The 23,776-nt window shown below is 71.0% G+C and carries 20 protein-coding genes and 4 riboswitches; of the genes, 9 read left to right on the top strand and 11 right to left on the bottom strand.

All coding sequences use genetic code 11. The features are described from left to right. The first annotated feature begins 35 nt into the window (after positions 1–35). The 4 genes from ABD652_RS12280 to ABD652_RS12295 all read left to right on the top strand — a co-directional run bounded on the left by ABD652_RS12280 (position 36) and on the right by ABD652_RS12295 (position 4,519). A complete protein-coding gene (locus ABD652_RS12280) occupies positions 36–1,433 on the top strand; it encodes an aspartate aminotransferase family protein (protein ID WP_344721776.1) in 1,398 nt (465 codons plus the stop codon). A 189-nt stretch (positions 1,434–1,622) separates the two neighbouring features. Then, positions 1,623–2,120: a hypothetical protein gene (locus ABD652_RS12285; protein WP_344721779.1), complete on the top strand. Its 498-nt coding sequence runs from the start codon at positions 1,623–1,625 to the stop codon at positions 2,118–2,120. A gap of 37 nt (positions 2,121–2,157) precedes the next feature. After that, positions 2,158–3,330, top strand: coding sequence for a hypothetical protein (locus ABD652_RS12290; RefSeq protein ID WP_344721782.1), 1,173 nt, complete (start codon positions 2,158–2,160; stop codon positions 3,328–3,330). A 16-nt stretch (positions 3,331–3,346) separates the two neighbouring features. Continuing rightward, positions 3,347–4,519, top strand: coding sequence for a hypothetical protein (locus ABD652_RS12295; RefSeq protein WP_344721784.1), 1,173 nt, complete (start codon positions 3,347–3,349; stop codon positions 4,517–4,519). A 21-nt stretch (positions 4,520–4,540) separates the two neighbouring features. Here the strand turns inward: ABD652_RS12295 and ABD652_RS12300 are convergent, their stop codons facing one another. From ABD652_RS12300 to ABD652_RS12325, 6 genes are all read right to left on the bottom strand, one after another. Further along, a complete protein-coding gene (locus ABD652_RS12300) occupies positions 4,541–5,899 on the bottom strand; it encodes an LLM class flavin-dependent oxidoreductase (RefSeq protein WP_344721786.1) in 1,359 nt (452 codons plus the stop codon). A gap of 25 nt (positions 5,900–5,924) precedes the next feature. Next, positions 5,925–7,265, bottom strand: coding sequence for an MFS transporter (locus ABD652_RS12305; protein WP_344721789.1), 1,341 nt, complete (start codon positions 7,263–7,265; stop codon positions 5,925–5,927). Further along, on the bottom strand, positions 7,262–8,560 hold the full coding sequence (locus ABD652_RS12310; RefSeq protein ID WP_344721792.1) for an acyl-CoA dehydrogenase family protein: 1,299 nt from the start codon (positions 8,558–8,560) through the stop codon (positions 7,262–7,264). Before ABD652_RS12310 ends, ABD652_RS12305 begins: the two co-directional genes overlap by 4 nt. A 151-nt stretch (positions 8,561–8,711) precedes the next feature. Beyond that, the gene (locus tag ABD652_RS12315) at positions 8,712–9,638 is read right to left on the bottom strand and encodes a MetQ/NlpA family ABC transporter substrate-binding protein (protein ID WP_344721795.1); all 927 of its coding nucleotides are present in this window, start codon (positions 9,636–9,638) and stop codon (positions 8,712–8,714) included. Between the two features lie 113 nt (positions 9,639–9,751). Next, the gene (locus ABD652_RS12320; protein ID WP_344721797.1) at positions 9,752–10,414 is read right to left on the bottom strand and encodes a methionine ABC transporter permease; all 663 of its coding nucleotides are present in this window, start codon (positions 10,412–10,414) and stop codon (positions 9,752–9,754) included. Then, complete coding sequence (locus tag ABD652_RS12325; protein WP_344721799.1) at positions 10,414–11,289, bottom strand: methionine ABC transporter ATP-binding protein; 876 nt, start codon at positions 11,287–11,289, stop codon at positions 10,414–10,416. Before ABD652_RS12325 ends, ABD652_RS12320 begins: the two co-directional genes overlap by 1 nt. 6 nt (positions 11,290–11,295) lie before the next feature. Beyond that, positions 11,296–11,392, bottom strand: a riboswitch (SAM riboswitch). Positions 11,393–11,586: 194 nt separating this feature from the next. Next, positions 11,587–11,682, top strand: a riboswitch (SAM riboswitch). Between the two features lie 12 nt (positions 11,683–11,694). Between ABD652_RS12325 and ABD652_RS12330 the strand changes: the two genes are divergently transcribed. The 3 genes from ABD652_RS12330 (at position 11,695) to ABD652_RS12340 (ending at position 14,574) form a co-directional block, all read left to right on the top strand. After that, the gene (locus ABD652_RS12330; RefSeq protein ID WP_344721801.1) at positions 11,695–12,582 is read left to right on the top strand and encodes an ABC transporter ATP-binding protein; all 888 of its coding nucleotides are present in this window, start codon (positions 11,695–11,697) and stop codon (positions 12,580–12,582) included. 118 nt (positions 12,583–12,700) lie between these two features. Beyond that, on the top strand, positions 12,701–13,765 hold the full coding sequence (locus ABD652_RS12335) for an aliphatic sulfonate ABC transporter substrate-binding protein (RefSeq protein ID WP_344721803.1): 1,065 nt from the start codon (positions 12,701–12,703) through the stop codon (positions 13,763–13,765). Further along, entirely contained in the window at positions 13,765–14,574 is an 810-nt protein-coding gene (locus ABD652_RS12340; protein WP_344721806.1) for an ABC transporter permease, read from the top strand. The genes ABD652_RS12335 and ABD652_RS12340 overlap by 1 nt, the downstream gene beginning before the upstream one ends. Before the next feature lie 22 nt (positions 14,575–14,596). On the opposite strand, the gene ABD652_RS12345 is transcribed toward ABD652_RS12340, so the two are convergent. The 3 genes from ABD652_RS12345 to mmsB all read right to left on the bottom strand — a co-directional run bounded on the left by ABD652_RS12345 (position 14,597) and on the right by mmsB (position 18,826). Next, a complete protein-coding gene (locus ABD652_RS12345) occupies positions 14,597–16,111 on the bottom strand; it encodes a GntP family permease (RefSeq protein ID WP_344721808.1) in 1,515 nt (504 codons plus the stop codon). 166 nt (positions 16,112–16,277) lie between these two features. Then, positions 16,278–17,759: a CoA-acylating methylmalonate-semialdehyde dehydrogenase gene (locus tag ABD652_RS12350; protein WP_344721838.1), complete on the bottom strand. Its 1,482-nt coding sequence runs from the start codon at positions 17,757–17,759 to the stop codon at positions 16,278–16,280. A 98-nt stretch (positions 17,760–17,857) separates the two neighbouring features. Further along, on the bottom strand, positions 17,858–18,826 hold the full coding sequence (gene mmsB / locus ABD652_RS12355) for a 3-hydroxyisobutyrate dehydrogenase (protein ID WP_344721810.1): 969 nt from the start codon (positions 18,824–18,826) through the stop codon (positions 17,858–17,860). Between the two features lie 189 nt (positions 18,827–19,015). Between mmsB and ABD652_RS12360 the strand changes: the two genes are divergently transcribed. Both ABD652_RS12360 and ABD652_RS12365 read left to right on the top strand, forming a co-directional pair. After that, positions 19,016–20,005: a LysR family transcriptional regulator gene (locus ABD652_RS12360; protein WP_344721812.1), complete on the top strand. Its 990-nt coding sequence runs from the start codon at positions 19,016–19,018 to the stop codon at positions 20,003–20,005. Between the two features lie 180 nt (positions 20,006–20,185). Further along, the gene (locus ABD652_RS12365) at positions 20,186–20,671 is read left to right on the top strand and encodes a GNAT family N-acetyltransferase (protein WP_344721814.1); all 486 of its coding nucleotides are present in this window, start codon (positions 20,186–20,188) and stop codon (positions 20,669–20,671) included. Positions 20,672–20,850: 179 nt separating this feature from the next. On the opposite strand, the gene ABD652_RS12370 is transcribed toward ABD652_RS12365, so the two are convergent. Together ABD652_RS12370 and ABD652_RS12375 are read right to left on the bottom strand one after the other, a co-directional pair. Continuing rightward, on the bottom strand, positions 20,851–21,900 hold the full coding sequence (locus ABD652_RS12370) for a homocysteine S-methyltransferase family protein (protein ID WP_344721816.1): 1,050 nt from the start codon (positions 21,898–21,900) through the stop codon (positions 20,851–20,853). 11 nt (positions 21,901–21,911) lie between these two features. Then, on the bottom strand, positions 21,912–23,339 hold the full coding sequence (locus tag ABD652_RS12375) for an LLM class flavin-dependent oxidoreductase (RefSeq protein ID WP_344721818.1): 1,428 nt from the start codon (positions 23,337–23,339) through the stop codon (positions 21,912–21,914). Positions 23,340–23,432: 93 nt separating this feature from the next. After that, positions 23,433–23,519, bottom strand: a riboswitch (SAM riboswitch). 164 nt (positions 23,520–23,683) lie between these two features. Then, a riboswitch (SAM riboswitch) is annotated at positions 23,684–23,770 on the top strand. Positions 23,771–23,776 lie beyond the last annotated feature (6 nt).

The raw sequence follows: 23,776 nt of genomic DNA on the forward strand, positions 1-23,776 counted from the left end.
AGATCCACAGCGGACGATCAGCGAAGGAGATCATCATGACCACCGAGACCTCAGTCCGTCGCGGAGCAGAAGACCTCGGCCCGACCCGCGAGTTCTCCGCCGAGGCCGTCGAAGCGGGCCGGCACGCCTATGAACTGGACCGTCGTCATGTGTTCCATTCGTGGTCCGCGCAGGGCTCGCTGGACCCGATGACCATCCTGGCCACCGAGGGCAGCTGGATCTGGGACGGCGAAGGCCGGCGCCTGTTGGACTTCTCCTCCCAGCTGGTCAACACCAACATCGGCCACCAGCATCCGTCGGTGGTCGAGGCGATCCGGCGGCAGGCCGCCGACATCTGCACCGTCGCACCGCAGCATGTGAACCCGGCCCGGTCGCGGGCCGCCGAGCTGATCGCCGAGCACACGCCCGGCGACCTGGATCGCATCTTCTTCACCAATGGCGGGGCCGATGCGAATGAGCACGCGGTGCGCATGGCCCGACTGCACACCGGCCGATACAAGGTGCTCAGCCGGTATCGCTCGTACCACGGCGGCACCGATACCGCGGTCAACCTGACCGGCGACCCCCGGCGCTGGCCGAACGACTACGGCGACTCCGGCGTGGTGCACTTCTTCGGCCCCTTCCTCTACCGGTCACGCTTCCACGCGACCACTGAGGAGGAGGAATCCCAGCGCGCGCTGGAGCACCTCGAGGAGACCGTCCGGCTCGAGGGTCCGGAGAACATCGCCGCGTTGGTGCTCGAATCCATCCCCGGCACCTCCGGGATCATGATCCCGCCGACGAGCTACATGCGCGGCGTCCGCGAGCTCTGCGACCGCCACGGCATCGTGCTCATCGCCGACGAGGTCATGGCCGGCTTCGGCCGGTCCGGCCGCTGGTTCTCCGTCGAACACTTCGATGTCGTCCCGGACCTGCTGACCTTCGCCAAGGGCGTGAACTCCGGCTACGTGCCGCTCGGCGGCGTGGCGATCAGCCCGCACATCGCCGAGACCTTCGACCAGCGCCCCTACCCCGGCGGACTGACCTATTCGGGACACCCGCTGGCCACCGCATCCGCGGTGGCGACCCTCGAGGCCATGGAGGCCGAAGGCATCGTCGAGCACGCCGCCCGCCTCGGAGAGGAGACCATCGGCCCGCGGCTGCGTAAGATCGCCGAGCGCCACCCGTCGGTCGGAGAAGTCCGCGGGACGGGAGTGTTCTGGGCCGTCGAGCTGGTCAAGGACCCGGAGACGAAGGAGCCGCTGGCGCCCTACGGCGGCAGCAGCCCTGAGATGGCCCAGGTCATCGCGGCCTGCAAGGAGCGCGGCCTGCTGCCCTTCGCCAACTTCAACAGGATCCACGTCGTGCCGCCGTGCACCGTCTCGGTGGACGAGGCGCACGCCGGTCTCGACATCCTCGACGCCGCCCTCGACGTCGCCGATGCCATGCACTGATTTCCCACCGTTCACAGCCCCTTCAGGGACGACTCAGGGACGGCTCAGGGGCGGTTCCGGGTCCCGCACTGGTGACACCGCCGACGTCGCCCCGTAGGTTCGACAGCAGCGGCCCGGATCCGCCGGTCGCGGGCCGCGCGGCAGACCACCCGACCCGACGACGGTCGTGACGGAAGGATGGAACACATCATGGGACTGTTCTCACTGGGCGTCGGCGTGGCCGTGGGCTACGTGCTCGGCTCGAAGAACGGCGGCGAGAGCCTGGAGAAGGCCCGCCGCACCGCCTCGGAGACGTGGAACGATCCGACGGTCCAGGAGCAGATGAACCGCGCCTCCGACGTCGCCGCCCGCACGGCCCAGGATGTCGCCGCCGGCGCGCGGAAGGCCGCCGACGCCGCCGCCGAGGCGGTGCGCACCTCCGCCGACCGTGTGCGCGAGGCCGCCGACGCCGACCTCGCCGACGCCTCGCCGGCGGCGGGATCCGGCGCTCCGGCGACCGACCCGGAGAGCGCGGGATCCGGCGGCGAGGACCCCGGGGACCCGGACTCCTCGCCCACCACGACGGCCGCCGGCGCCGAGGGCAGCGGCGACGTCGTCTCCGACCCCGGGCTCGCCACCGAGGAGACCGGCAGCGACTGGGCCGACGAGGGCGGCCACCCCGCCGAGCGCGGCGGTTCCTCGGCCTGACCGCGACCGCCCCGGCCCGGGCGCTATCCTGGGGCGCATGGCCAGCTCCACGCCCCCAGCCCGCGCCGCCGCCGAAGACCCCGCCGCGGAGTCCGGCGCAGTGTCCGGCGCCTCCGCCGACTCGCCGGACGAGCCGGACGAGGCGGCCGCCGCGCCGTCCCGCGATGAGAGCGAGCATGCTGTCGAACAGTTCATCGCCGACCGGCTGGTCGGCGAGGCCGGGGCCGTCGCCTCGGTGCCGCGCCCGGCGACCGACGACGAGCTGATCCGCGCGGCGCTGAGCCGCCGCGGTGTGCGCACCGAGGAGGTCGACGGCCAGCAGGTCCTGCTGCTCGGCGGCATCGTCGTCGGCGGGCTGCGCGACGGCGTCACCACGCTGGTCGGCGCCCACGCCCGCCGCGTCGGCGACAACGCCTGGCTGACCAAGCGACACCTGCGGGTCCGCGACGTGCCGGTGCCCGCCGGGCGGATGCACGGCCCGGACGCGCTGGACGCCGCCTGCGCGCAGCTCGCCGAACTCGACGGCCCCGCGACGCTCAAACCTGTCGCCGGCCACCCCGGCGCCGGGATCACCACCGGCCTGGAGACCGAGGACCAGCTGCGCGCCGCGTGGCGGCCGGCGCTGCAGGCCCGCCGCCGCGGCCCCGGAGCCAATCTCAACCTGCTGCTCGAGACCCACCATGCCGGGCTGGACCTGCGCGCCTTCGTCGTCGGCGACCGGGTCGTCTCGGCGATCGTCCGCGTGCCGCTGCACCTCGTCGGCGACGGCACCTCGACAGTGCGCGAGCTGCTCGAGCTGCAGACCGACCGACGCCGCGGCCACGCGATCCTCGCGCCGCGGACGCCCCATCTGGACGACGCCGCGCTGGAGGCCGCCGGTCTGCGCGCCGACGCCGTGCCGCAGGCCGGCGAGGTGCGGATCCTGGCCGCGACCGCCGGTCTGGACGCCGGCGGGCTGCCCGTCGACGTCACGGACGAGCTCGCCGACGAGCTCGCCGAGGTGGCCGCCGACGCCGTCGGCGCGATGCCCGGCCTCGGCGCCGGGGCCGCGGATCTGGTGGCTCCGCGGCTGGACTCGGCCGACGGCGCGGTGGTGGTCGACGTCGAGCCGACCGCCTCGCTCCTCCCCCACCATCTCCCCGCCGTCGGCACCGGCCGCGATGTGGCCGGTGCGCTGGCGGACATGCTCCTGATCCGGGCCTCCCGGTGAGGATATCCTGACCCCCATGGCCCCCTCCGAGTCCCCTCTCCCCGCCCCGCCGACGTCGGCTCCGCGCCCTGCGGAGCCCGCCGACCGGTCCGCGCCCGAGGAGCCGGAGTCGCCCGGCACGCCGCCGGGCCGGGCCCCCGACGACGGCGGCGCGCTGGACAGCTTCCTCGCCGAGCACGTCACGCCGCGACGGGGCCTGATGAACCGGTGGACCGCGGTGAGCACGCACCGCGAGCTGCTCCAGGACGCCGCCCGGCGCCGCGGGATGACGGCCGAGCGGATCACCGACAACCATGTGGTCTTCTCGCTCTCCGGCATCGTCGTCGGCGGGATGGACTCCGCGGTGACATCGCTGGTCAGCAATCATGCCCGCCGCGTGGCCCGCTCCAAGCAGCTGACCCGGCGCTACCTGGAGACCGCCGGCGTGCCGACGCCGCAGGGCCGGGGCATCAGCCCCACCCAGTTCAGCCGCGCGGTGAAGTATCTGAAGACGCTGGGCGGACCGGCGGCGGTCAAGCCCTCCACCGGACGCACCGGCCGCGGCGTCACCGCCGACGTGCGCACCGAGCCGGAGCTGCGCCATGCCTGGCTGCAGGCGATGCATGCCCGCTCGGCGACCTCGGGGTCGCAGTATCAGATGGTGGTGGAGGCGCATCATCCGGGGCTGGACCTGCGCTGCTTCGTCGTGGGCCGGCGGGTCGCCGCGGCCATCGTGCGGGTCCCGCTGCATGTGGTCGGCGACGGGTCCTCCACCGTCGGCGAGCTGGCCGCCGCCGAGATCTCCCGGCGCCGCGGGTGCGCCGCACTGAGCTCGCGGCAGCCTCAGATCACCGAGGCGTTCCTCGAGCCGGTCGGGCTGAGTCCGGACACTGTGATCCCCGCCGGCGAGACCGCCCAGCTGACGCCGATCGCGGACCTCGCCGCAGGCGGCGGGATCGCCGTCGACGTCACCGACGCGCTCTCCGAGGACCTGACCAAGCTGGCCGCCGACGGACTCGCCGCCGTCCCGGGGCTCGAGACGGCCGTGGTCGACCTGCTCGCGCCGCGGCTGGACACGGGCGAGGACGCCGTCGTCCTCGACATCAACCCCTATGCCAGCATCATCCCGTTCCGCTACCCGGCCTACGGCACGGCGCGCCCGGTCGACGCCGAGATCATGGACCTGATGCTGCGCCGCGCGGCGCGCTGACCCGATCCGGAGGCGAGCCGCTCAGCCGCGGCGGCCGGGGTGCTCGGCGGCCAGATGCGGTCCTTCGCCGCCGAGCTGCTCGCGCAGGGTGAGCGGCTGCTCGGGCCGCTCGGCCAGCAGCCCGCGGCGCCGCAGCTCCGGGGCCACCAGATCGCGGAACCGCTCGAAGTCGGCCGGACGCACCGCCGCGGAGACGTTGAAGCCGTCGACGTCGGCGACGTCCCGCCAGCGTTCCAGCTCGTCCACCACCTGCGCGGGGTCGCCGACGATCAGCGGACCGCGGCCGCCGATGGAGATGAACTCCGCGGCGTCGCGGACCGTCCAGCGCTGCTCGGGATCCTTGGTGAACATCGCCAGCGCCGACTGGTTCGCCTCGGTCTGCACGTCGGCGATGACGTCGTCCTCGGCCAGATCGGAGAGGTCGACGCCGGTCCAGCCGCCGAAGAGCGTCAGGGCGGCCTCGGTGTCGACGTGCTCGCGGTACTCCTCCAGCCGGGCCCGCGCCTGGTCCTCCGTCTCGCCGACGACGATGGTCACCATCGCGAAGAAGCGCACCGACGCCGGATCCCGGCCGGCGGCGGAGAGCTGCTCACGCGTGGCGGTGACCTGCTCGGCCAGCTTCTCCGGCCGCGAGGTGATCGCGAAGATCGCCTCGGCGTGGTCGACGGCGAACTGCTGCCCGCGGGCCGACGCCCCGGCCTGGAAGAGCAGCGGAGTGCGCTGCGGCCCCGGGTGGGTGAGCATGCGCCCGGGCACGGAGAACCAGCGACCCGCGTGGTCGACGTCGTGGACCTTCTCCGGATCCACGAAGACCCCGCGGTCGGCGTCGGCGACCACCGCGTCGTCCTCGACGGAGCGCTCGAAGAGCTCGTACATGACCTCCATGTACTCGTCGGCGCGGTCGTAGCGCTCGTCGTGCGGGATCTGGCCCTGCATGCCGAGGTTCCGCGCCGCCGAGTCCTGGTAGCTGGTGACGATGTTCCAGGCCACCCGGCCGCCGGTGAGGTGGTCCAATGTGGCGAAGCGTCGGGCCAGCAGGTACGGCGCCTCGTAGGTCACCGAGGCGGTCACGCCGAAGCCCAGGTGGGTGGTCGCCGCGGCCAGGGCCGGCACGATCACCTGCGGGTCCAGCAGCGGATACTGCACGCCCCCGCGCGCCGCGGCGTCGCCGTCGCCGCCGTAGACGTCGTAGACCCCGGGCACGTCGGCCAGGAAGAGGGAGGAGAACCCGGCGTCCTCCACCGTCCGGGACAGCTCGGTCCAGTACGCCAGCGTGTCGAACTCGGCGATCCGCGAGTCCGGGTGGCGCCACAGCCCCGGGGACTGATGGACGGGGACGAGCATGTCGAAGGCGTTGAAGAGCATCGGCGTCGGGGGCATGGTTCTCCTCGGGTCCTCAGGATGGTCAGGGTCGGTCGTCGCGCGCGGCGCGGAGGGAGCGGCCGTGGGAGTCGCGGGCGAGCATGGTCGCTCCGAACGAGATCGCGGCGATCGTCGTGACGTAGGCGCAGATCAGCCAGGGGGTGTCGCCGCCGGCGGCGAAGAGCAGGGCGGCGACCAGGGGCATGATGCCGCCGCCGATCACGGAGCCCAGCTGATAGCCCATGTTCACCCCGGAATAGCGCACCTCGATCGGGAACTGCTCGGCGAACCAGGCCGCCTGCGGGCCGTACACCGCGTCGTGGGCGATGTTCATCCCCAGGATCACGACCAGCGGGAGCAGCGTGAGCGGCCCGGCGTCCAGGTAGGCGAAGAGCACCCACACGAAGCCGGCGATGGCCACGAAGCCGAAGGCCGTCGGCGCCCGCCGGCCCACCCGGTCCGAGATCAGGCCCCACAGCGGGGTGGTCACGAGGCCGACGGCGGAGGCGACCATCACCGCCGTGGTTCCTGCGGCGTCGTCGCCGCGCGTGGAGGAGAGGTAGCTCAGCAGGTACACCGCGATGAGGAAATAGACGCTGTTCTGCGCGATGCGCTGGGCGATGATGATGAGCAGGGGGCCGCGATGGTGGGCGATCACCTCGCGCACCGGGGATCTCGCAGTGCGCCCCTCGCGGCGCATCGCCGAGAACTCGGGCGCGTCCTGCACTCCCAGCCGGATCCACAGGGCCAGCACCACCAGCACGGCCGAGAGCAGGAACGGGATCCGCCAGCCGAAGGCGGCGAACTCCTCATCGGTGGTCAGCGCGCCGACCAGGACGAAGGCGCCGGTGGCCAGGAGCATGCCGGCCGCAGAGCCCACCTGCGTGAAGGATCCGTAGAGCCCGCGGCGCCGGGCCGGGGCATGCTCGACCGAGAGGAGGGCGGAGCCGCCCCATTCAGCGCCGGTCGCGAATCCCTGCACCATGCGCAGCGTCACCAGGGCGATCGCGGCCCAGACGCCGATGGTCCCGTGGTTCGGGAGCAGGCCGATGAGCAGCGAGGCGATGCCCATGATCATCAGCGAGGCCACGAGCAGCGCCTTGCGACCGATCCGGTCGCCGAGGTGGCCGCCCACGATGCCGCCCAGGGGCCGCATGAGGAACCCGGTGGCCAGCGCGGCGAAGGAGGCGACGGTGCTGGCCAGCTCGCTCTCGCTGGGGAAGAACTGGGTGTCGAACACGAGCGCGGCGGCGGTGCCGTAGAGGTAGAAGTCGTACCACTCGATCGTCGTGCCGGCGAAGGCGGAGGCCAGCACACGACGGCGCTCGCGGAGCGGCGCGAGCCCAGGCTCCGCCGGGGCGGGGGTCTGCAGCGACGTGGTCATGCTCCTCCTCCCGCAGTCGACGCCGCGGCGCCCGAGGCGGCGGCATCCCCGATCGCGGTGAGCCCTTCGGGCAGGGTGCCGTTGACCTCCCAGTCGCCGACGGCGCGGGCGCGGAAGGCGACGGGATTATGCGTGGCGATGGTCTGGGCGTTGCGCCAGTGGCGGTCCAGGGCCTTGCCGCGCAGCGTGGCGGAGGCGCCGACGGTCTGGAAGAGCTCCTGGGCGACGCCGATGGTCGTCTCCGGCACGGTGATCTGCGCCTGCTCGACCGCGATCTCGGCGTCGTGGACCGCCCGCGGCAGCTCGGCGTGCGGGTCGTCCTGGGTGCCGGCGGCCAGCCCGGCGGCGAGCGCACGGTCCTGGATGCGGGCGACCTCGAGCACCGTCGCTTCCGCGGCGAAGGTCCGCGCCGACATCCGGCCGACGATCTGCTGGATCAGCGGATCCTCGCGGAAGAGCTGTCCGGAGCCGGAAGTGTTGAAGGTCCGGGACCGTTTCGCCACCAGCGCGGAGGCGTCGGCCAGGGCGGCGCGGGCGATGCCGACCTGCACCGCCAGCAGGTGGAGCTGGAAGAAGGCCGCCTCGTGCACGGCCTCATGGGATCCGGGCACCCGGTCGAGGACCGCGTCCTCGGCGACCGGCACGCCGTCGAACTGCGTGGTGCCGGTGCCGGTGAGCCGCTGGCCGAAGCCGTCCCAGTCGTCGTGGACGGTCACACCGTCGGCGGTGATCGGCACGACGGCGAAGCCGCGCCCCTCGCGCCCCGGGCGGGAGACCGAGACGCGGGTGTGGTCGGCGAAGATCGTGCCGGTGGAGTAGAACTTCTCGCCGTCCAGCCGCGTCGTGCCGTCCTCGCCGACGGTGAGCACAGTGTTCAGCGTGCCCAGCGCGTTGCCGCCCTTCTCGGTGGAGGCGTTGCCGACGGTCTCGCCGGCCAGCACCCGCGGGTACCAGGCGCGCCGGATCTCCTCGGGCTGGAAGCGCAGCGACTCCACGAAGCCGAAGTGCCCGCGGTAGAGATGGGCGACGTTGGAGTCGGCGGCCGCCAGGCGGATCACCTGACGGGTAAGGTCCGCGATGCTCGCTCCGGGTCCGCCGGCCTCGCCGGGCACGCGCAGCGCGCCGAAGCCGGCGGCATCCAGCGCGGCGACGGGCCCGTGCGGCAGCTCGCGGTCGAGCTCGCGGTCGACGGCGCCGTCGGCGATCTCGGCGAGCAGCTCCTCGGGCAGCTCGACTCCGTCGGCGGAGCGACGGTCCTGGTGGGCTGTCGTCTCGTGCAGTGCGGTCGTGCTCATCGCGGCATCACATCCTCGGGCGGGCGGCGAGTCGACGGGGAAGGCCCCGGCGGAGCGGACTCGGGAGGGAGACTCCCGACGACGGTCGTCGCGGCCATGCCCAGTGCACCGCGCGACCGCCGCCGGGAGGGTTCAGCGGGGGCGGACCGGCTCAGCCGGAGAACTCCGCCCAGACGTCCTCGACGTTCTCGAGGGTGAACTCGTCGGTGAAGTCGATGGCGCCGTCGAGGTAGTCGGCGTACCACTGCCGGACCTCCTCGGACTGGAAGGCCTTCTGCAGCGCCCGGGCCTTCTCGGTGTCCTGGAAGCCGGGCCGGCCGGCCACGACGATCGTGTAGGGACGCCGGACCTCGGCGTCGTCCTCCAGGATCAGCGCGGTCTCGTCGACGTCGTGGCCGGCCTCGGCGATCAGTCGGGCGAAGGCGAAGCCGGCGTCGACGTCGGGCAGCGTCTGCGGAGTGGACTGCTGGTCGACCTCGATGAACTCGAAGTTCTTCGGGTTGGCGGTGATGTCGCGCTGGCTGAGCTCGGTGACCGGCTTGGACTCGTCGATCTCCAGGGCTCCGGCCTCGGCCAGCAGCTTGATGCCGCGGCCGTTGTTGGCCGTGTCCACCGCCAGCGCGATCTGCGCGCCCTGCGGAAGGTCCTCGATGCTGTCATGCTCGAGCGAGAAGATGCCGCTGGGGGCGTAGTACACCGAGAAGGCCGGCTCGACGTCGGTGCCGTTGTCCTCGTTGAACTGGCGCAGGTAGGCGATGTGCTGGAAGAAGTTCGCGTCGTACTCGCCCTGCGAGACGACCTGGTTGGGCTGGATGATGTCGGTGACGTAGGTGGTCTCCAGCGTCCAGCCGTCCTCGGCCAGCAGCTCCTTCGCGATCTCGGTGGGCTCCTGGAAGGGCGCGGACTCGGTGACGATCATGCTGATGGTCGTGTCGTCGCCGCTCCCGCCGCCGACGGCGTCGGCCAGGCCGCAGGAGGTCAGGGCCAGCGCGCCGGCGGCGCCGAGGCTGCCGACGAGCACGCCGCGGCGGGAGGGGCCGCCGAACGAGGGGCCGGAGAGGTTCAGCAGGTGAGACATGGGGATGCTTTCGTGTCAGAGGTGCGGTGAGCCGTCGACGCGTCGGGCCGATCACGCCGGACGGCGGAGGGAGGGGGCCGGAGGCGGGCTCCGGCGGGCGGGGAGCCGAGCGGTCAGACCCGCTTGTCGGCCAGCCGGGAGAGTCGGCCGCCGCCCCATTGGACGAGGCTGACCAGGGCGAGCATCAGCACGATGGCCACCAGCATCACTGCGGTCTCATACCGGTAGTAGCCGTAGCGGATGGCGAAGTCGCCGATCCCGCCGCCGCCGACCAGCCCGACCATCGCCGAGTAGGAGATGAAGCTGACCGTGGTGATGGTGATCGAGCCGATGAGGCCGGGCCGGGCGTCGACCAGCAGCACGTTGCGGATGATCTGCCGGCGCGTCGCCCCCATCGCCCGGGAGGCCTCCACGGCGCCGGTGCCGAGCTGACTGATGTTCTGCTCGACCAGCCGGGCGAAGTACGGGATCGCGTTGACCGTCAGCGGCACGATGGCCGCGGCGGTGCCGACCGTGGTGCCGACGATCAGCCGGGTGAACGGGATGATCGCGATGAGCAGGATCAGGAACGGGAAGGAGCGCACGGCGTTGACCAGCCCGCTGACCACGGCATGGCTGCGCGGCGACGGCGCGATCCCGCCCGGGGCGTGGACGAATAGCCACACGCCCAGCGGCGTGCCGAGCAGCACCGCCAGCGGGATGGCGACCCCGATCATCACGAAGGTCTCCAGCAGGGCCTGGACCAGCTCGGGCTGCAGTTCGAGGATGCGCTGCATCAGCCGACCACCTCCGACAGCTGGTGCGAGTCGTGCGCGGCGGCCTGTTCCGTCTGCTCCGCGCGATCCGTCTGCTCCGGCGCGGCGACGTCGGCCGCCGCGCGCCCGCCGCGGTCGACGCGGATGCCGCCGCCGGCGAGATACTCGCCGATGGCGGTGCGCGGGGCGAAGTCCTCACGGTCCAGCTCGGCGGCCGGGAACCGCTCGACGACGCGGCCGTCCTCCATGACGGCCACATGATCGGCCAGGGCCTTGATGACCTCCATCTCGTGGGTCACGATGACCACGGTGATCCCCAGGTCCCGGTTCACGTCGGCGAGGTACTGCAGCACCGTCGCCGTCGTCGCCGGGTCCAGGGCCGAGGTCGGCTCGTCGCAGAGCAGCACCTGCGGCCGCGTGGCCAGCGCCCGGGCGATCGCCACGCGCTGCTTCTGTCCGCCGGAGAGCTGGGCCGGGTAGGTCTCAGCACGGTCGGCGAGGTCGACGATGGCCAGCGCCTCGGCCACGCGCCGGCGGCGCTCGGCCTTCTCGGAGACTTCGGCGAACTTCAGCGACAGCTCCACGTTCTGCGCGACAGTCAGATTGTTCACCAGGTTGAAGCCCTGGAAGATCATCCCGATGTGGTGGCGCGCACGGCGCAGCGCTTCGCCGTCGAGGGCGGTGAGCTCCGTGCCGGCGACGTGCACCGCGCCGGCGGTGGGGCGCTCGAGCAGGTTGATGTTCCGCAGCAGCGTCGACTTCCCCGCGCCGGAGAAGCCGATGATGCCTTGGATGCTCCCCTGCGGGATCTCCAGGCTGACGGCGTCGACGGCGCGGATCGGATCCTCACCCCGTGCGGCGGGGAAGGTCGTGGACACATGGCGCAGTGAAATCATGGGCATTCTCCATCGGTCCTGGCGGTAGCACCCGGCGCGGCGTGGCCTTCCCGGGTTGCTGCGACGTCGTCGAGCCAGATCTCTCAGTCGCTCTGGATGGTGGCTGGGCTCAACTGTACGGGCCGGTGATGAACACTCGTCAAATCTGTGCAGAGTGTTCATGTCACAGTTCGTCAGATGAGCCTCCCCCGGCGGGGGCGACCGGGAGCGTCTGCGGCGGCAGAAGATGTCGCCGGATGTCTCACATCGTGGGCGCGCTTTGGTCCCGGCGCGTCGGGCCTCGTACGGTGAATCGCGTATCCATCCCGAGCGGCCGAGAGATCTGGCTCGACGACGCCGCAGCAACCCGGGTGCTTCTGTCACGCCGGGTGCTACCGCCAGGACCGATGGGAGCGTGAATCCTCCATGACGACGTCCGCACCTGCCCTCGCGACGCCCCGCGCCGAGCGTCCCGCCGAGGCCGAGTCGCCCGCCGCCCGTCCGGGCACGACGGCCGAGTCCGCCCGCCGCTCGCTGCCGGTGGATCTGCAGGCCGTCGGCCGGCGCTTCGGCGAGCGCACTGTGCTGCGCGACGTGGACGTCGCCCTGCGTCCCGGCGAGGTCGTCGCGGTCCTCGGCGCCTCCGGCTGCGGCAAGTCCACGCTGCTGCGCGCCGTCGGCGGTCTCGACGCCGGCCACGACGGCCAGGTGCTGATCGACGGCGACCCGGTGAAGCCCTTCGACGAGCGCACCGCCGTCGGGTTCCAGGAGCCGCGGCTGCTGCCCTGGCGCTCGATCCGCCGCAACGTCGCCCTGGGACTGCCGCGCGGCGTGTCCCGGGCCGAGGGCCGCGAGCGCGTCGACGAGCTGCTGCGGCTGGTCGGGCTGGCCGAGCGGGCGGAGCTGCGTCCGCGCGAGATCTCCGGCGGCATGGCCCAGCGCGCCTCGCTGGCCCGGGCGCTGGCGCGTCGGCCCGGGGTGCTGCTGCTCGACGAGCCCTTCGGCGCGCTCGACGCGCTGACCCGGCTGAAGATGCAGGACCTGCTGCTCGACGTCCACGCGCAGACCGGCACCACCGTGCTGCTGGTGACCCACGACGTCGACGAGGCCCTGCAGCTGGCCGACCGGATCCTGCTGCTCGGCGCCGACCCGGCCGAGGACTCCGACGGCGCCCCCGAGGGCGCGACAGTCTCCCGGCTGCTCGAGGTCCCGGGCGAGCGCCCGCGCGACCGCGCCTCGGCCGAGCTGGCCACGCTGCGCGGCGAGCTGCTCGCCGGCCTCGGCGTCTGGACCCACGACGTCAGGGACCCGTGACGAGCGAAGCTCGTCGCGGGCCACGTCGTGGACAGCCACGAGCACTGACGCTCCCCCTCCCCCGCGCGGCACCGCCTGCCCCTTGATGACACGACTGCACGAAAGGCCGTTCCCCACGATGAATCGTTCGCACCACGCCGCCCTCCGCACCACCCGGCTCGCCCGTGTCGTCGCCGCCGGCGCGGCGGTGACCGTCCTGGCCGCCGGCTGCGTGCAGGGCGAGGGGCCGTCCGACTCCGAGGACGGCGAGCTGGGCACGCTCACCCTCGACTTCGCGACCTACAACCCGCTGAGTCTGGTCATCAAGGAGCACGGCTGGCTGGAGGAGGAGCTCTCCGACGCCGGCACCGAGGTCGAGTGGGTCCAGTCCCACGGCTCCAACGACGCCAACGAGAAGCTGCGCGCCGAGGCGATCCAGGTCGGCTCCACCGCCGGTTCGGCGGCGCTGCTCGCCCGCGCCAACGGCGCCGCGCAGAAGACGATCCTCATCGAGAACCAGCCTGAGTGGTCGGCGCTGGTCGCCGGTCCGGACTCGGACATCGAGTCGATGGAGGACCTCGAGGGCGCCAGCGTGGCCGCCACGCTGGGCACCGACCCGTACTTCTTCCTGGTCCAGGCGCTGCAGCAGGCCGGGATGAGCGTCGACGACGTCGAGGTCCAGAACCTCCAGCACGCCGACGGCGCCACCGCGCTGTCCAACGGCGACGTCGACGCCTGGGCGGGTCTGGATCCGATCATGGCCGGTCAGGAGCAGGAGGGCGCCGAGCTCTTCTACCGGAACGTGGACTTCAACACCTACAGCGTCATCAACGCCACCGAGCCCTTCATCGAGGACCATCCGGACACCGCGCAGACAGTGGTCGACGTCTACGAGCAGGCGCGGCAGTGGGCGCAGGAGAACCCGGATCAGACCGCTGAGATCCTGGCCGAGTACGGCAACATCGAGACCTCGGTGGCCGAGCAGGTCATCACCGAGCGCACCACCTTCGACATCGACCCGGTGCCGGGCGAGGACCAGCGCGAGGTGCTCGAGGAGGTCGGCCCGATCTTCCTGGACACCGGCGACGTCTCCAGCCAGGAGGACATCGACCAGGCGCTGGAGACACTGTTCCACCCGGACTTCGCCGAGGACCGCGAAGCGACCGAGGCCGAGGGGACGACCTCCTCCGAGGGTGATCAGTGATGGCCGAGACCACGCAGGAACAGAACCAGGAGAGCACCCCGGCCCGGCTCCGCCGCGTCCCCGGCGGCCGGGTGGTCCTCGGCGCGATCGTGCCGCTGGTCCTACTGCTGGTCTGGTGGCTGGTCACCGACGTCCTCGGCCTCTTCTCCTCCGTGCAGCTGCCCGCGCCGCAGGAGGTCGTCGCCGCCGGCGTCGAGCTGCACCAGCGCGGCGAGCTGGGCCAGCACATCGCCATCTCGGTGCAGCGCGTGCTGCTCGGCTTCGGCATCGGCGCGGTGCTCGGCCTGGCGGTCGGCTCGCTGCTGGGGCTGTCGCGGATCGCCGACACGCTGCTGCAGCCGACGATCGGCGCATTCCGGGCGGTGCCCTCGCTGGCCTGGGTGCCGCTGCTGATCCTCTGGATGGGCATCTACGAGGACTCGAAAGTCACCCTCATCGCCATCGGCGCCTTCTTCCCGGTCTTCACCGCCGTCTACTCCGCCCTGCGGCATGTGGACCCGCAGCTGGTGGAGGCCGGCCGGGCCTTCGGCCTGCACGGGGTGCGTCTGCTGACCACCGTCCAGCTGCCGGCGGTGGTCCCCTCGGTGTTCTCCGGGCTGCGCCTGGCGCTGGCCCAGGCCTGGCTGTTCCTGGTCGCGGCCGAGCTCATCGCCTCCTCGATGGGCCTGGGCTTCGTGCTCACCGACTCGCAGAACACCGGCCGCACCGATCGGCTGCTGCTGGCGATCATCCTGCTGGCGGTCATCGGCAAGATCACCGATGCGCTGCTCGGACTGGTCGAGCGCCGGGCGCTGACGACCTGGGCGTAGGCCCGGCGAGGACGGTTCCCCGTCAGAACCCGCCGACGGCGAGGACCACGGGAATGAGCGCGGCTGTCACCAGAACGGGAATGACCAATGAGACGATGCCGACGTCCTTGTAGGACTCGCGATGGGTCATCCCGCAGACGATGATCAGTGTGATCACCGCGCCGTTGTGGGGCATGGAGTCCAGTCCGCCGGAGGCCATGGCGGTGATGCGGTGCATGGCCTCGAGGCTGATGTCCTGGTCCACGGCGAGCTGACGGAGATCATCGCCCAGCGCATTGAGCGCGATCGTCATTCCGCCGGAGGCCGACCCCGTCACTCCGGAGATCGTCGACGTCGACAGCGCCGTGGACGCCAGCGCGTTGCCGGTGACGCCGAATATGCCGTCACGGATCACCGTGAACGCCGCGAGGGACGCGATGACGGCGCCGTACCCGACTTCTGAGGCCGTGTTGAAGATCGGCAGCAGGGCCGACCGGGCACCTTCGGTCAGGCCCTGGAGCAACCACCGGACGTGTCGGAGATTCAGAGCCAGGATGCTCAGGATTGCCCCGACGAGGGCGATGAGCACCGCCCAGGTCCCGGCACGATCCTGCAGAGAGATCCCGCCGTATTCCTCGTCCTGCAGATGCCCCCAGTCCATGGCGGGGAAGAGCAGCGTGATGCAGCCGAAGTTGAGCAGGAACACCACCAGGATCGGGAGGAAGGAGACCACGTGATGAGCGGGAGTGAGCGTTTCGGCCGCCTCGTCCCCGGGCTCCTGCGCCCGGTCCTGCCGCGAAGCGTCGTCTCGCGCGAGGGCGGCTGTCTCGCCAACCCTCGCCGCGCCCGGGCCGGGCTTCGCCTGCGCATGTCTGGTCGGCGCGACGCCGCTCCTCTGCTCCTGTACCGTCAGATCGGCGAAATGCTCGCCTGCGGCCGCAAGCCGACGCTTGCGGTACTCCAGCCACAGCATGCCCAGGACGAAGATGCTCGTCCCGCCGAGGATGCCCAGACCGGGAGCCGCGAACGTCGTCGTCTGGAACGCCTGACCCGGAATGATGTTCTGCACCTGGGGAGACCCGGGGAGGGCTGTCATGGTGAATGTGAGCATGCCATGGGCGATCGCCCCCGGGATGAGTCGACGGGGGATGTCGGCGGCTCGGAACAACTCCCTGGCGAGCGGGTACATGACGAAGACGACCACGAAGACGCTGATCCCGCCGTACGTCAGCAAAGCGGTGGTAAGCACCGTGGCCAGGAGGGCCCGTCGCGGCCCCAACCACCGGGTGATCACGCGGGCGATGTCGGTGGCGTATCCGGCCATCGTCATCATGCGCCCGAAGATCGCTCCGGTGAGGAACATCGGGAAGTACCGACCGATGAAATCGGCCAACGCCGGCATGAACACCTCGGTGTAGTTGGCCAGGACCGGAGCTCCGGAGAGCATCATCGCGACCAGGGCGGCGATGGGCGCGGCGACCACGATGGTCACGCCGCGGTAGGCGAGGGTGATGAGCAGCATCAGGGAGACGAGGATGCCGATGAGTCCAAGAATCATGGGGGCCTCCTGGGATCAGTGGGACGCAGCACGACATCGCCCCGTGTATGGGTGAAGGTGCATTCCGGGGTCGGTCCCGTCCCCTGTGACCGGCCGGCGGAGCGGCTGGGCGATCAGCGGATCGTCGCCGACCGCCCAGCCGGAATCGAGCCCGCAGGGAGCAGGCTCAGTGCGTGGGGAATCCGAGGTCGACCTGAGACTCGCTCGACTCTGGCCAGCGGCTGGTGACGACCTTGCGCCGGGTGTAGAAGTTGAAGGCCTCCGGCCCGTACATGTGAGTATCTCCGAACAACGAGTCCTTCCACCCGCCGAAGCTGAACGCTCCCGCCGGAACGGGGATGGGCACATTGATCCCGACCATCCCCACCTCGATGTCGAACTCGAACTCCCGCGCCGTCTTGCCGTCTCGGGTGAACACCGCCGTGCCGTTCGCATAGCTATTGGCGTTGATCAGCTCCACACCGTCGTCGTAGCTGTCCACGCGCACCACGGAGAGGACAGGCCCGAAGATCTCGTCGTCGTAGACCTTCATGCCGGGGCGCACGTGGTCCAGCAGCGACGGCCCGATGAAGTACCCCTCTGCGGGCCCCCGCAGGTCCCGACCGTCGAGGATCACGGCAGCCCCCTCCTGGGCGGCACCGTCGACGTAGCCGGAGACGCGCTCCAGAGCCTCTTCGGTGATGAGCGGCCCCATCTCCGAGGCCGGATCCGTCCCGTCGCCGATACGGAGTGACTCTGCGCGTGCGCGGATACGCTCGACCAGTGAATCGGCGATGTCCCCGACCGCGACCACGACGGAGATGGCCATGCACCGTTCACCGGCCGAACCATAGGCCGCCGAGACGGCGGCGTCCGCCGCCGCGTCGAGGTCGGCGTCGGGCATGACCACCATGTGGTTCTTCGCCCCGCCCAGCGCCTGGACGCGCTTTCCATGCGCGGCGCAGGTGGAATAGATGTGCCGCGCGATCGGCGTGGATCCCACGAAGCTCACCGCGGCGACCGCCGGGTCGATCAGCAACTGGTCCGCGGCCTCTTTGTCTCCCTGGACGACGTTGAGGACTCCGTCGGGCAGGCCCGCCTCGCGGAAGGCCTCGGCGATCTGCAGCGCCGCCGACGGGGCTCGTTCGGACGGCTTGAGGATCACCGCATTGCCCGCGGCGATCGCGGTGGTGATCATCCACAGTGGCACCATCGCGGGGAAGTTGAACGGGGTGATGCATGCGACCACCCCCAGAGGCTGGCGCACCTGATGGACGTCCACGCCGGTGGCCACCTGTTCGGCGTACTCGCCCTTCAGGTGGTGCGTCAGTCCCGCGCAGAAATCGACGTTCTCCAGTCCGCGGGTGATCTCGCCCTCGGCGTCGGACAGCACCTTTCCGTGCTCGACGGTGATGGTCGCGGCCAGCTCGGCACGACGGTCCTCCAGGATCTGCCGCGCGCGGAACATGACCTGGGCCCGCTTGGTCAGGCCCACACGACGCCAGGAGCGTTGGGCCGCGGCGGCGACGTCGACGGCGTCGCGCACCTGCTGGCGATCGGCCAGCGCCACACGGCCGGTCGTCCTCCCCTGTGCGGGATTCGTCACCTCCGCGTGGCGCTGCGCGTGGGTGACGGCCTCCCCGCCGATGAAGTGTCCGACGGTGGGCAGCTCCTCATCCGCGGCGCCGACCGCAGCGTGCGCGCCAACATCCGTCGTGCAGTTCAGATCGTCAGTAGAGAGCATGTTGTTCGTCCGGGGAGTCATAGTCATCGAACCTCCTTCATCTCGGCTGCAGAAAGGGTGCGCTCTGCCGAAGCGGAGCCGGCGCCGGTCCATCCCGGCGCCCCGCCGTCGGGCGAGGCATACTTCACGATGAGCGAGCAGTCCTTGTCCGCCAGCCCTTCGTCGATCAAGCGGTCGAACTGGCGCTGTGCGAGCCGCGCGGCCTCCAGGGAGACTCCGGTCAGTACGCCGGCGTCGAGGGCCAGCGTGACGTCCTTGCGGGCGAGGTCCGCGCGGAACGTGGCGTCGTAATTGCGGTTGGACGCCGCCGAGTCGACGATCCCCGGCATCGGGTACCACGTCTGCTGCGCCCAGGAATGGCCGGACGAGACCGAGGCGATCTCCCAGAAGACCTGCGGGTCCAGGCCGAGCCGATCGGCCAGTTGAGAGCCCTCGGAGGCCGCCATCAGATTGATGAACAGCATCATGTTGTTGCAGATCTTCGCCGCAATGCCGGTCGTCTCCCCGCCGGCCACGATCGTCCTGCCGGCCATCGGCTCGATATGACCGACCGCCTCCTCGGACGCCTCGGGCGATCCGCCGACCATGAACGCCAACGTGGCGGTTTCGGCCCCGGAGACGCCGCCGGAGACCGGGGCGTCGACGAAGCGAAAACCGCGAGCCGCAGACGTGTCGTGACAGTGCTGGGATGTCTCGATGTCGACGGTGGAGCTGTCCACCAGCAGGGCCCGGGTGTCGGCAGTGGCCCAGATGCCGTCCTCTCCGCCGTAGACGGCGCGGACATGCTCGCCCTTGGGCAGCATGGTGAAGACTACGTCGGCACCGGCCACCGTTTCGGCGATGCTGCCGACGATGTCCACCCCGCGGGCGGCGGCCTCCGCGGCGGCCCCGGCGTCCAGGTCGAATCCACGGACGGTGTGCCCGGCCGCAACCAGGTTCGCCGTCATCGGACCGCCCATGTTGCCCAGACCGATCCATCCGTACGTCGTCATAGCTCCTCCTTCAAATGAGTCCGCCCGGCCGCTTCCTCGGGTCGGACGCAGTGACCGTCGCTGAGCGGAGGGACTCCGCATCGCCGACTGATGTGTCACGAATCACACTAAGGAGGCATCGACCGCCACTCAATGCACAGAAGGAAGGGAACATTGCACCCCGGATGTGCGTTCATGCACACTCAGGGCATGACGCGACTCTCCGGACCTGCCGCACACGACCTGCCGCCCGGAACCGAAGGGCTGGCAAGCCACCTCGACGAGCTGATGACCTTTCTAGCCGTCGCGCGACTCGGTCGGTACACGGCCGCCGCCGACGCTCTGTCGATCAACCATTCGACAGTGTCGCGTCGCATTGTCGGACTCGAGAATGCGCTGGGCGGTCGCCTGCTGAGCCGCTCCCCCGCCGGCTGGGAGATGACCGCTCTGGGCCAGCGAGCTCTCTCTGCCGCCGAGCGCATCGAAGAGGCGTTGGCCGACCTCGTCGACGACGGCGACGGGAACGCCCGCATCTCCGGGGTCGTGCGCATCGGATCGCCCGACGCCTTCGCCGTCCAGGTGGCGACGCCGGCGCTGTCCGAGCTCCAGGATGCGCATCCGAATCTCGCCGTGGAACTCATCAGTGCCACCCAGCGCGCCCGGCAGAACCGTTCGGGGCTGGACCTGGAGATCGTCGTCGGACGTCCGCAGCTCCATCGTGCCCACGCCGAACACATCATGGACTACGCTCTGCGGCTCTACGCCACGGACGAGTATCTCGAGCGACACGGCACTCCGCACTCGATCACTGACCTCGCGGGGCATCGACTCAACTATTACGTCGAAGCGGTGCTGACCATCGACGACCTCGACCGCGCTACGGAGTCGCTGCCCAGCATGCGCCGCGGCATCGCCTCGACGAACGTTCTCTCCCACGTCACGGCCACGGCCGCCGGCGCTGGCATCGGCCTGCTCCCCGACTTTCTGGCCGAACGCGACACCAGACTGCGCCGGATCCTGCCGGAGAACTACGCCCACGAGCTCTCCTACTGGGCGGTCGGACGCGCCGAGGCCCTGCGAAACCCGGCGGTACAGGCGGCCTATGCGACATTGCGTGCCCGGGGAAGGCGCTTGGAGGAGGAGGTCGCAGAACAGCACGACTCGAGGCCCCAGGCAACACCGCAGACCTTGTCTCCATGATGGGCGACTCCCGTCGTTCGCCTTCGAGACGACGCCAGCTCTGAAATTCGGGGATCAGTCCCCGTCGATCTCAGCGGTGGCGGAGGCCCGAACTCCAGAAGCGACGTATGCGCCCAGGGCTTCCGCTCCGGCCGCTCCCCCGGCTAGGTTCGTCGCACGCCCTCTCCAGGAGGATCGACGATGCCCCACGGGACGGCGCCCCACGAGACGCGGGTCCGCCGCGCGACCGTCGCGGACGCCGACGTCCTCGCGCGCCTGCTGCACGACTTCAACACGGAGTTCGGCTCGCCCACGCCCGGGCCGGCGGTGCTCGCCGACCGGCTGCGCCGGATGCTGCCGACCGACCGGACTCGTGCCTGGCTCGTCACCGAGGCGACGACGGCGGCGGGCCTGGCCCTGGTCACCCGCCGGGCGAACGTCTGGTCCGATCATCCGGTCGACCTGCTGGACGAGCTCTACGTGGTGCCTGCGCTGCGCTCCGTCGGCCCGGGTTCGCTGCTGATCCGCGCAGTGCTCGACGACGCCCGGGCGGCCGACGTCGCATGGGTGGAGGTTCCGGTGGATGCCCAGGACAGGGATGCCCGGCGCTTCTACAGGCGCCACGGTTTCCAGGAGGCCCAGCCCGAGACGGGCGAGCCTGAGCTGGTCCTGTCGCAGCACCTCTGAACGACGCCGTCGGCCCGGCGCCCCGCCCACACACCGTTGGCTCTGGAGTTCGGGCCTTAACCCCCGCCGGAATCGAGGGGGTTAAGGCCCGAACTCCAGAGCCAACGCGTCGGCGGGCCGCGCATGGAGGGCCGAGGCCGCGCGCCGGGACCCGGGCCCCGGCGCACGGCCCCGGAAGCTCAGGCGGTCTCGCCCAGCCCGGCGATGTGCTCGGGCAGCCGCTCGTGCGAGCCGTACATGAAGTGGTTCTGCATCCGCTCGCCGTACCGGCTCGCCGGCGTCGTCCGCCCCGCGGCCTCGGCGACCTCGCGGATGTGGATCGGTGCGGCGCCGCAGCACACTCCGAGGTACTGCACGTCCAGCGCCAGCGCCTCCTCGGCGAAGGAGCGGATCTCATACCGGTTGGTGAACAGCGGATCCAGCGCCGTCGGGAAGGTCCGCCCGTGCGGGGCGGGCACTGCGGCGGACTCGTCGGAGAGGTTGAAGAAGGTCGGCTCCTCCTCCGTGGTCCGGTAGGGCACCGGCAGCGCACCCACGTGGCAGGAGACCGCCTCGCGGATCCGGCGCAGCCACGGCATGGTGGTCTGCGGCCCGCGGAAGCAGTTGAGCCCGACGACGTCGGCGCCGGCCTGCTCCAGCCGCTGGGCGGTCTCGACGATGCCGACGTCGTCGGACATCCGCTCGGTGGCCATCGGCGCCAGCGTGGTGACCACGGCCAGCCCGCTCGCCTTCGCGATCTCCAGGGCCGCGAGCGCCTCGCCGGCGTAGTAGAAGGTCTCGGCGACGATGATGTCGGCACCCTCGTCGACGGCCCAGCCGACCATCTCCTCGAACATCCCGCGCACCTCCGCCTGGGCGGCCGGATCGGCCGGGTCCCAGATGTTGGTGTTGGAGATGTTGCCGGCGACCAGGTCGCCGGGCCGCTCGTCGGCCACCTGCCGGGCGATCTGCAGGGCCGCGCGGTTCAGCGGCTCGAGCAGGTCCTCCTTGCCGATGACCCGCATCTTCTCGCGGTGCCCGTTGTAGGTGAAGGCCTCGACGATGTCCGATCCGGCGCGCTGGAAGTCGACGTGCAGCCCGCGCAGCGCCTCCGGGTGCTCGAGGGCGACCTCGGGGACGAACTCGCCGGCGGAGAGGTACCCGCGGCGCTCGAGCTCGAAGAGGAAGCCTTCGGCGCAGATCACCGGCCCGGCGTCGAGGCGCCGGGTGAACTCCTGGGATGTGGTCATGTCCGGCCCTCTCAGCTGGTCTGCGTCTGCCGGCGCAGCTGGAACTGGGCGCCGTGGTGGTCGTCGGGCAGGTGGTCGCCGTCGCCGAAGAGCTTATGGCGCATGGTGCCGGAGGTGTACTCGGTCTTGTAGCGGCCGAGCTTCTGCAGCTCGGGGACCACGTGCTCGACGATGTCCTCGAAGGTCCCCGGCGTGATGTGGTACGCCAGGTTGAACCCGTCGACGTCGGTCTCCTCCTGCCACTCGACGAGCTGCCGGGCCGCGGACTCGCCGCCGCCGACGATCACCGGGCCGAAGCCGCCGACGCCGACCCATTCGGCCAGCTGCCGCACAGTCCACGGCTCGCCCTCGCGGCCGGAGGCCTTCTGGAAGGTCTCGACGGTGGACTGGATGGCGTTGGACTCGACGTCGCCGATCGGCTGGTCGAGGTCGAACTGGCTGAGGTCCAGCCCCATCCAGCCCGACATCAGCACCAGCCCGCCGATCGGGTCGATGTACTGGACCAGGTCGTCGTACTTCGCCTGTGCGGCGGCGTCGTCGGCGCCGGTGACCACCGTCTGCATGGCGAAGATGCGCACCGAGTAGGGGTCGCGGCCGGCGTCGACGGCGGCCTGGCGGATCCGCTGCACCGACTGCTTGGCCAGCTCCTTCGTCGGCGGATTGATGAACACCGCCTCGGCGTGCTTGCCGGCGAAGGCCCGCCCGCGGGTGGAGGCGCCGGCCTGGTAGATCACCGGCGTGCGCTGCGGCGACGGCTCGACCACCGAGATGCCCGGGGTCTTGAAGTGCTCGCCCTGGTGCTCGATGCGGTGGACCTTGGAGGTGTCGGTGAAGACGCCGGAGGCCTTGTCGGCGACGACGGCGTCGTCCTCCCAGGAGCCTTCGAGCAGCTTGTAGACCACGTCCATGTACTCGTCGGCGTGGTCGTAGCGGGCGTCGTGCTCCAGCTGGTCCTCCTGGCCCATGTTCTGCGCGGCCGAGGGAAGGTAGCCGGTGACGACGTTCCAGCCCACGCGGCCGCCGGTGAGGTGGTCCAGGCTGCCCAGACGGCGGGCGAAGGGGTACGGGTGCTCGTAGGCGGTGCCGGCGGTCAGCCCGAAGCCGAGGTGCTCGGTCACCGCGGCCATCGCCGAGACCAGCAGGAACGGGTCGTTGACCGGCACCTGCGCGCCGGAGGACAGCGCGGCGTCGGGGTTCGAGGCGTAGACGTCGTAGGGGCCGAGGACGTCGGCGATGAACAGGCCGTCGAACAGCCCCTTCTCCAGGGTCTTCGCAACGTCGGTCCAGTACTTCAGCGTATTGTACTCCCGGGCCCGGTCCTCCGGGTGGCGCCACAGTCCCGGGGACTGGTGGACCACGCAGTTCATGTCGAAGGCGTTGAACAGGATCTCGCGCTGTCCGGCGGGGGTGGTCGGCGGCTGGGACGGGGTATGCGTCATGCGGTGCTCCTCGTGTGGCTCGCCGATGCAGGCGCCCCTCGCGCGGCGAACCGGCGGAGCGAGCCGCCGATCGGGGGTGCGCGAGGGAGGAGACCTCCATCGGTCCTGGCTTTAGCACCCGGCGGATCCGGGTTGCTGCGGCGTCGACGAGCCAGGTCTCTCGGCCGCTCTGGATGGTACGGACCGCACTGTACACGTCCTTCCGACGTTCCTCGGAGTCGCGGTCCACATTCCGGACACCTTCGGCGACGCCCGCCGGGGCGCATGACGCCGGATGACATCACGTCTCACATGATGAGCCCCACGTTGGACCCGGGCATCGGCACCCCGTACCGTGAACCGTGTATCCATCCCGAGCGGCTGAGAGATCTGGCTCGTCGACGCCGCAGCAACCCGTTTGAGTCGGGTGCTACCGCCAGGACCGATGGGAGTGAATC

Source organism: Nesterenkonia halobia (assembly GCF_039536005.1).
GTDB lineage: Bacteria > Actinomycetota > Actinomycetes > Actinomycetales > Micrococcaceae > Nesterenkonia > Nesterenkonia halobia.

Bases quoted from the DNA above. Each gene is read 5' to 3' on its own strand.
- ABD652_RS12325 (WP_344721799.1), bottom strand. From the start codon at position 11,289: ATGATTTCACTGCGCCATGTGTCCACGACCTTCCCCGCCGCACGGGGT.
- mmsB (WP_344721810.1), bottom strand. From the start codon at position 18,826: ATGACGACGTACGGATGGATCGGTCTGGGCAACATGGGCGGTCCGATG.
- ABD652_RS12360 (WP_344721812.1), top strand. From the start codon at position 19,016: ATGACGCGACTCTCCGGACCTGCCGCACACGACCTGCCGCCCGGAACC.
- ABD652_RS12370 (WP_344721816.1), bottom strand. From the start codon at position 21,900: ATGACCACATCCCAGGAGTTCACCCGGCGCCTCGACGCCGGGCCGGTG.
- ABD652_RS12335 (WP_344721803.1), top strand. From the start codon at position 12,701: ATGAATCGTTCGCACCACGCCGCCCTCCGCACCACCCGGCTCGCCCGT.
- ABD652_RS12295 (WP_344721784.1), top strand. From the start codon at position 3,347: ATGGCCCCCTCCGAGTCCCCTCTCCCCGCCCCGCCGACGTCGGCTCCG.
- ABD652_RS12310 (WP_344721792.1), bottom strand. From the start codon at position 8,560: ATGAGCACGACCGCACTGCACGAGACGACAGCCCACCAGGACCGTCGC.
- ABD652_RS12365 (WP_344721814.1), top strand. From the start codon at position 20,186: ATGCCCCACGGGACGGCGCCCCACGAGACGCGGGTCCGCCGCGCGACC.
- ABD652_RS12375 (WP_344721818.1), bottom strand. From the start codon at position 23,339: ATGACGCATACCCCGTCCCAGCCGCCGACCACCCCCGCCGGACAGCGC.
- ABD652_RS12300 (WP_344721786.1), bottom strand. From the start codon at position 5,899: ATGCCCCCGACGCCGATGCTCTTCAACGCCTTCGACATGCTCGTCCCC.
- ABD652_RS12330 (WP_344721801.1), top strand. From the start codon at position 11,695: ATGACGACGTCCGCACCTGCCCTCGCGACGCCCCGCGCCGAGCGTCCC.
- ABD652_RS12290 (WP_344721782.1), top strand. From the start codon at position 2,158: ATGGCCAGCTCCACGCCCCCAGCCCGCGCCGCCGCCGAAGACCCCGCC.
- ABD652_RS12345 (WP_344721808.1), bottom strand. From the start codon at position 16,111: ATGATTCTTGGACTCATCGGCATCCTCGTCTCCCTGATGCTGCTCATC.
- ABD652_RS12285 (WP_344721779.1), top strand. From the start codon at position 1,623: ATGGGACTGTTCTCACTGGGCGTCGGCGTGGCCGTGGGCTACGTGCTC.
- ABD652_RS12340 (WP_344721806.1), top strand. From the start codon at position 13,765: ATGGCCGAGACCACGCAGGAACAGAACCAGGAGAGCACCCCGGCCCGG.
- ABD652_RS12305 (WP_344721789.1), bottom strand. From the start codon at position 7,265: ATGACCACGTCGCTGCAGACCCCCGCCCCGGCGGAGCCTGGGCTCGCG.
- ABD652_RS12280 (WP_344721776.1), top strand. From the start codon at position 36: ATGACCACCGAGACCTCAGTCCGTCGCGGAGCAGAAGACCTCGGCCCG.
- ABD652_RS12315 (WP_344721795.1), bottom strand. From the start codon at position 9,638: ATGTCTCACCTGCTGAACCTCTCCGGCCCCTCGTTCGGCGGCCCCTCC.
- ABD652_RS12320 (WP_344721797.1), bottom strand. From the start codon at position 10,414: ATGCAGCGCATCCTCGAACTGCAGCCCGAGCTGGTCCAGGCCCTGCTG.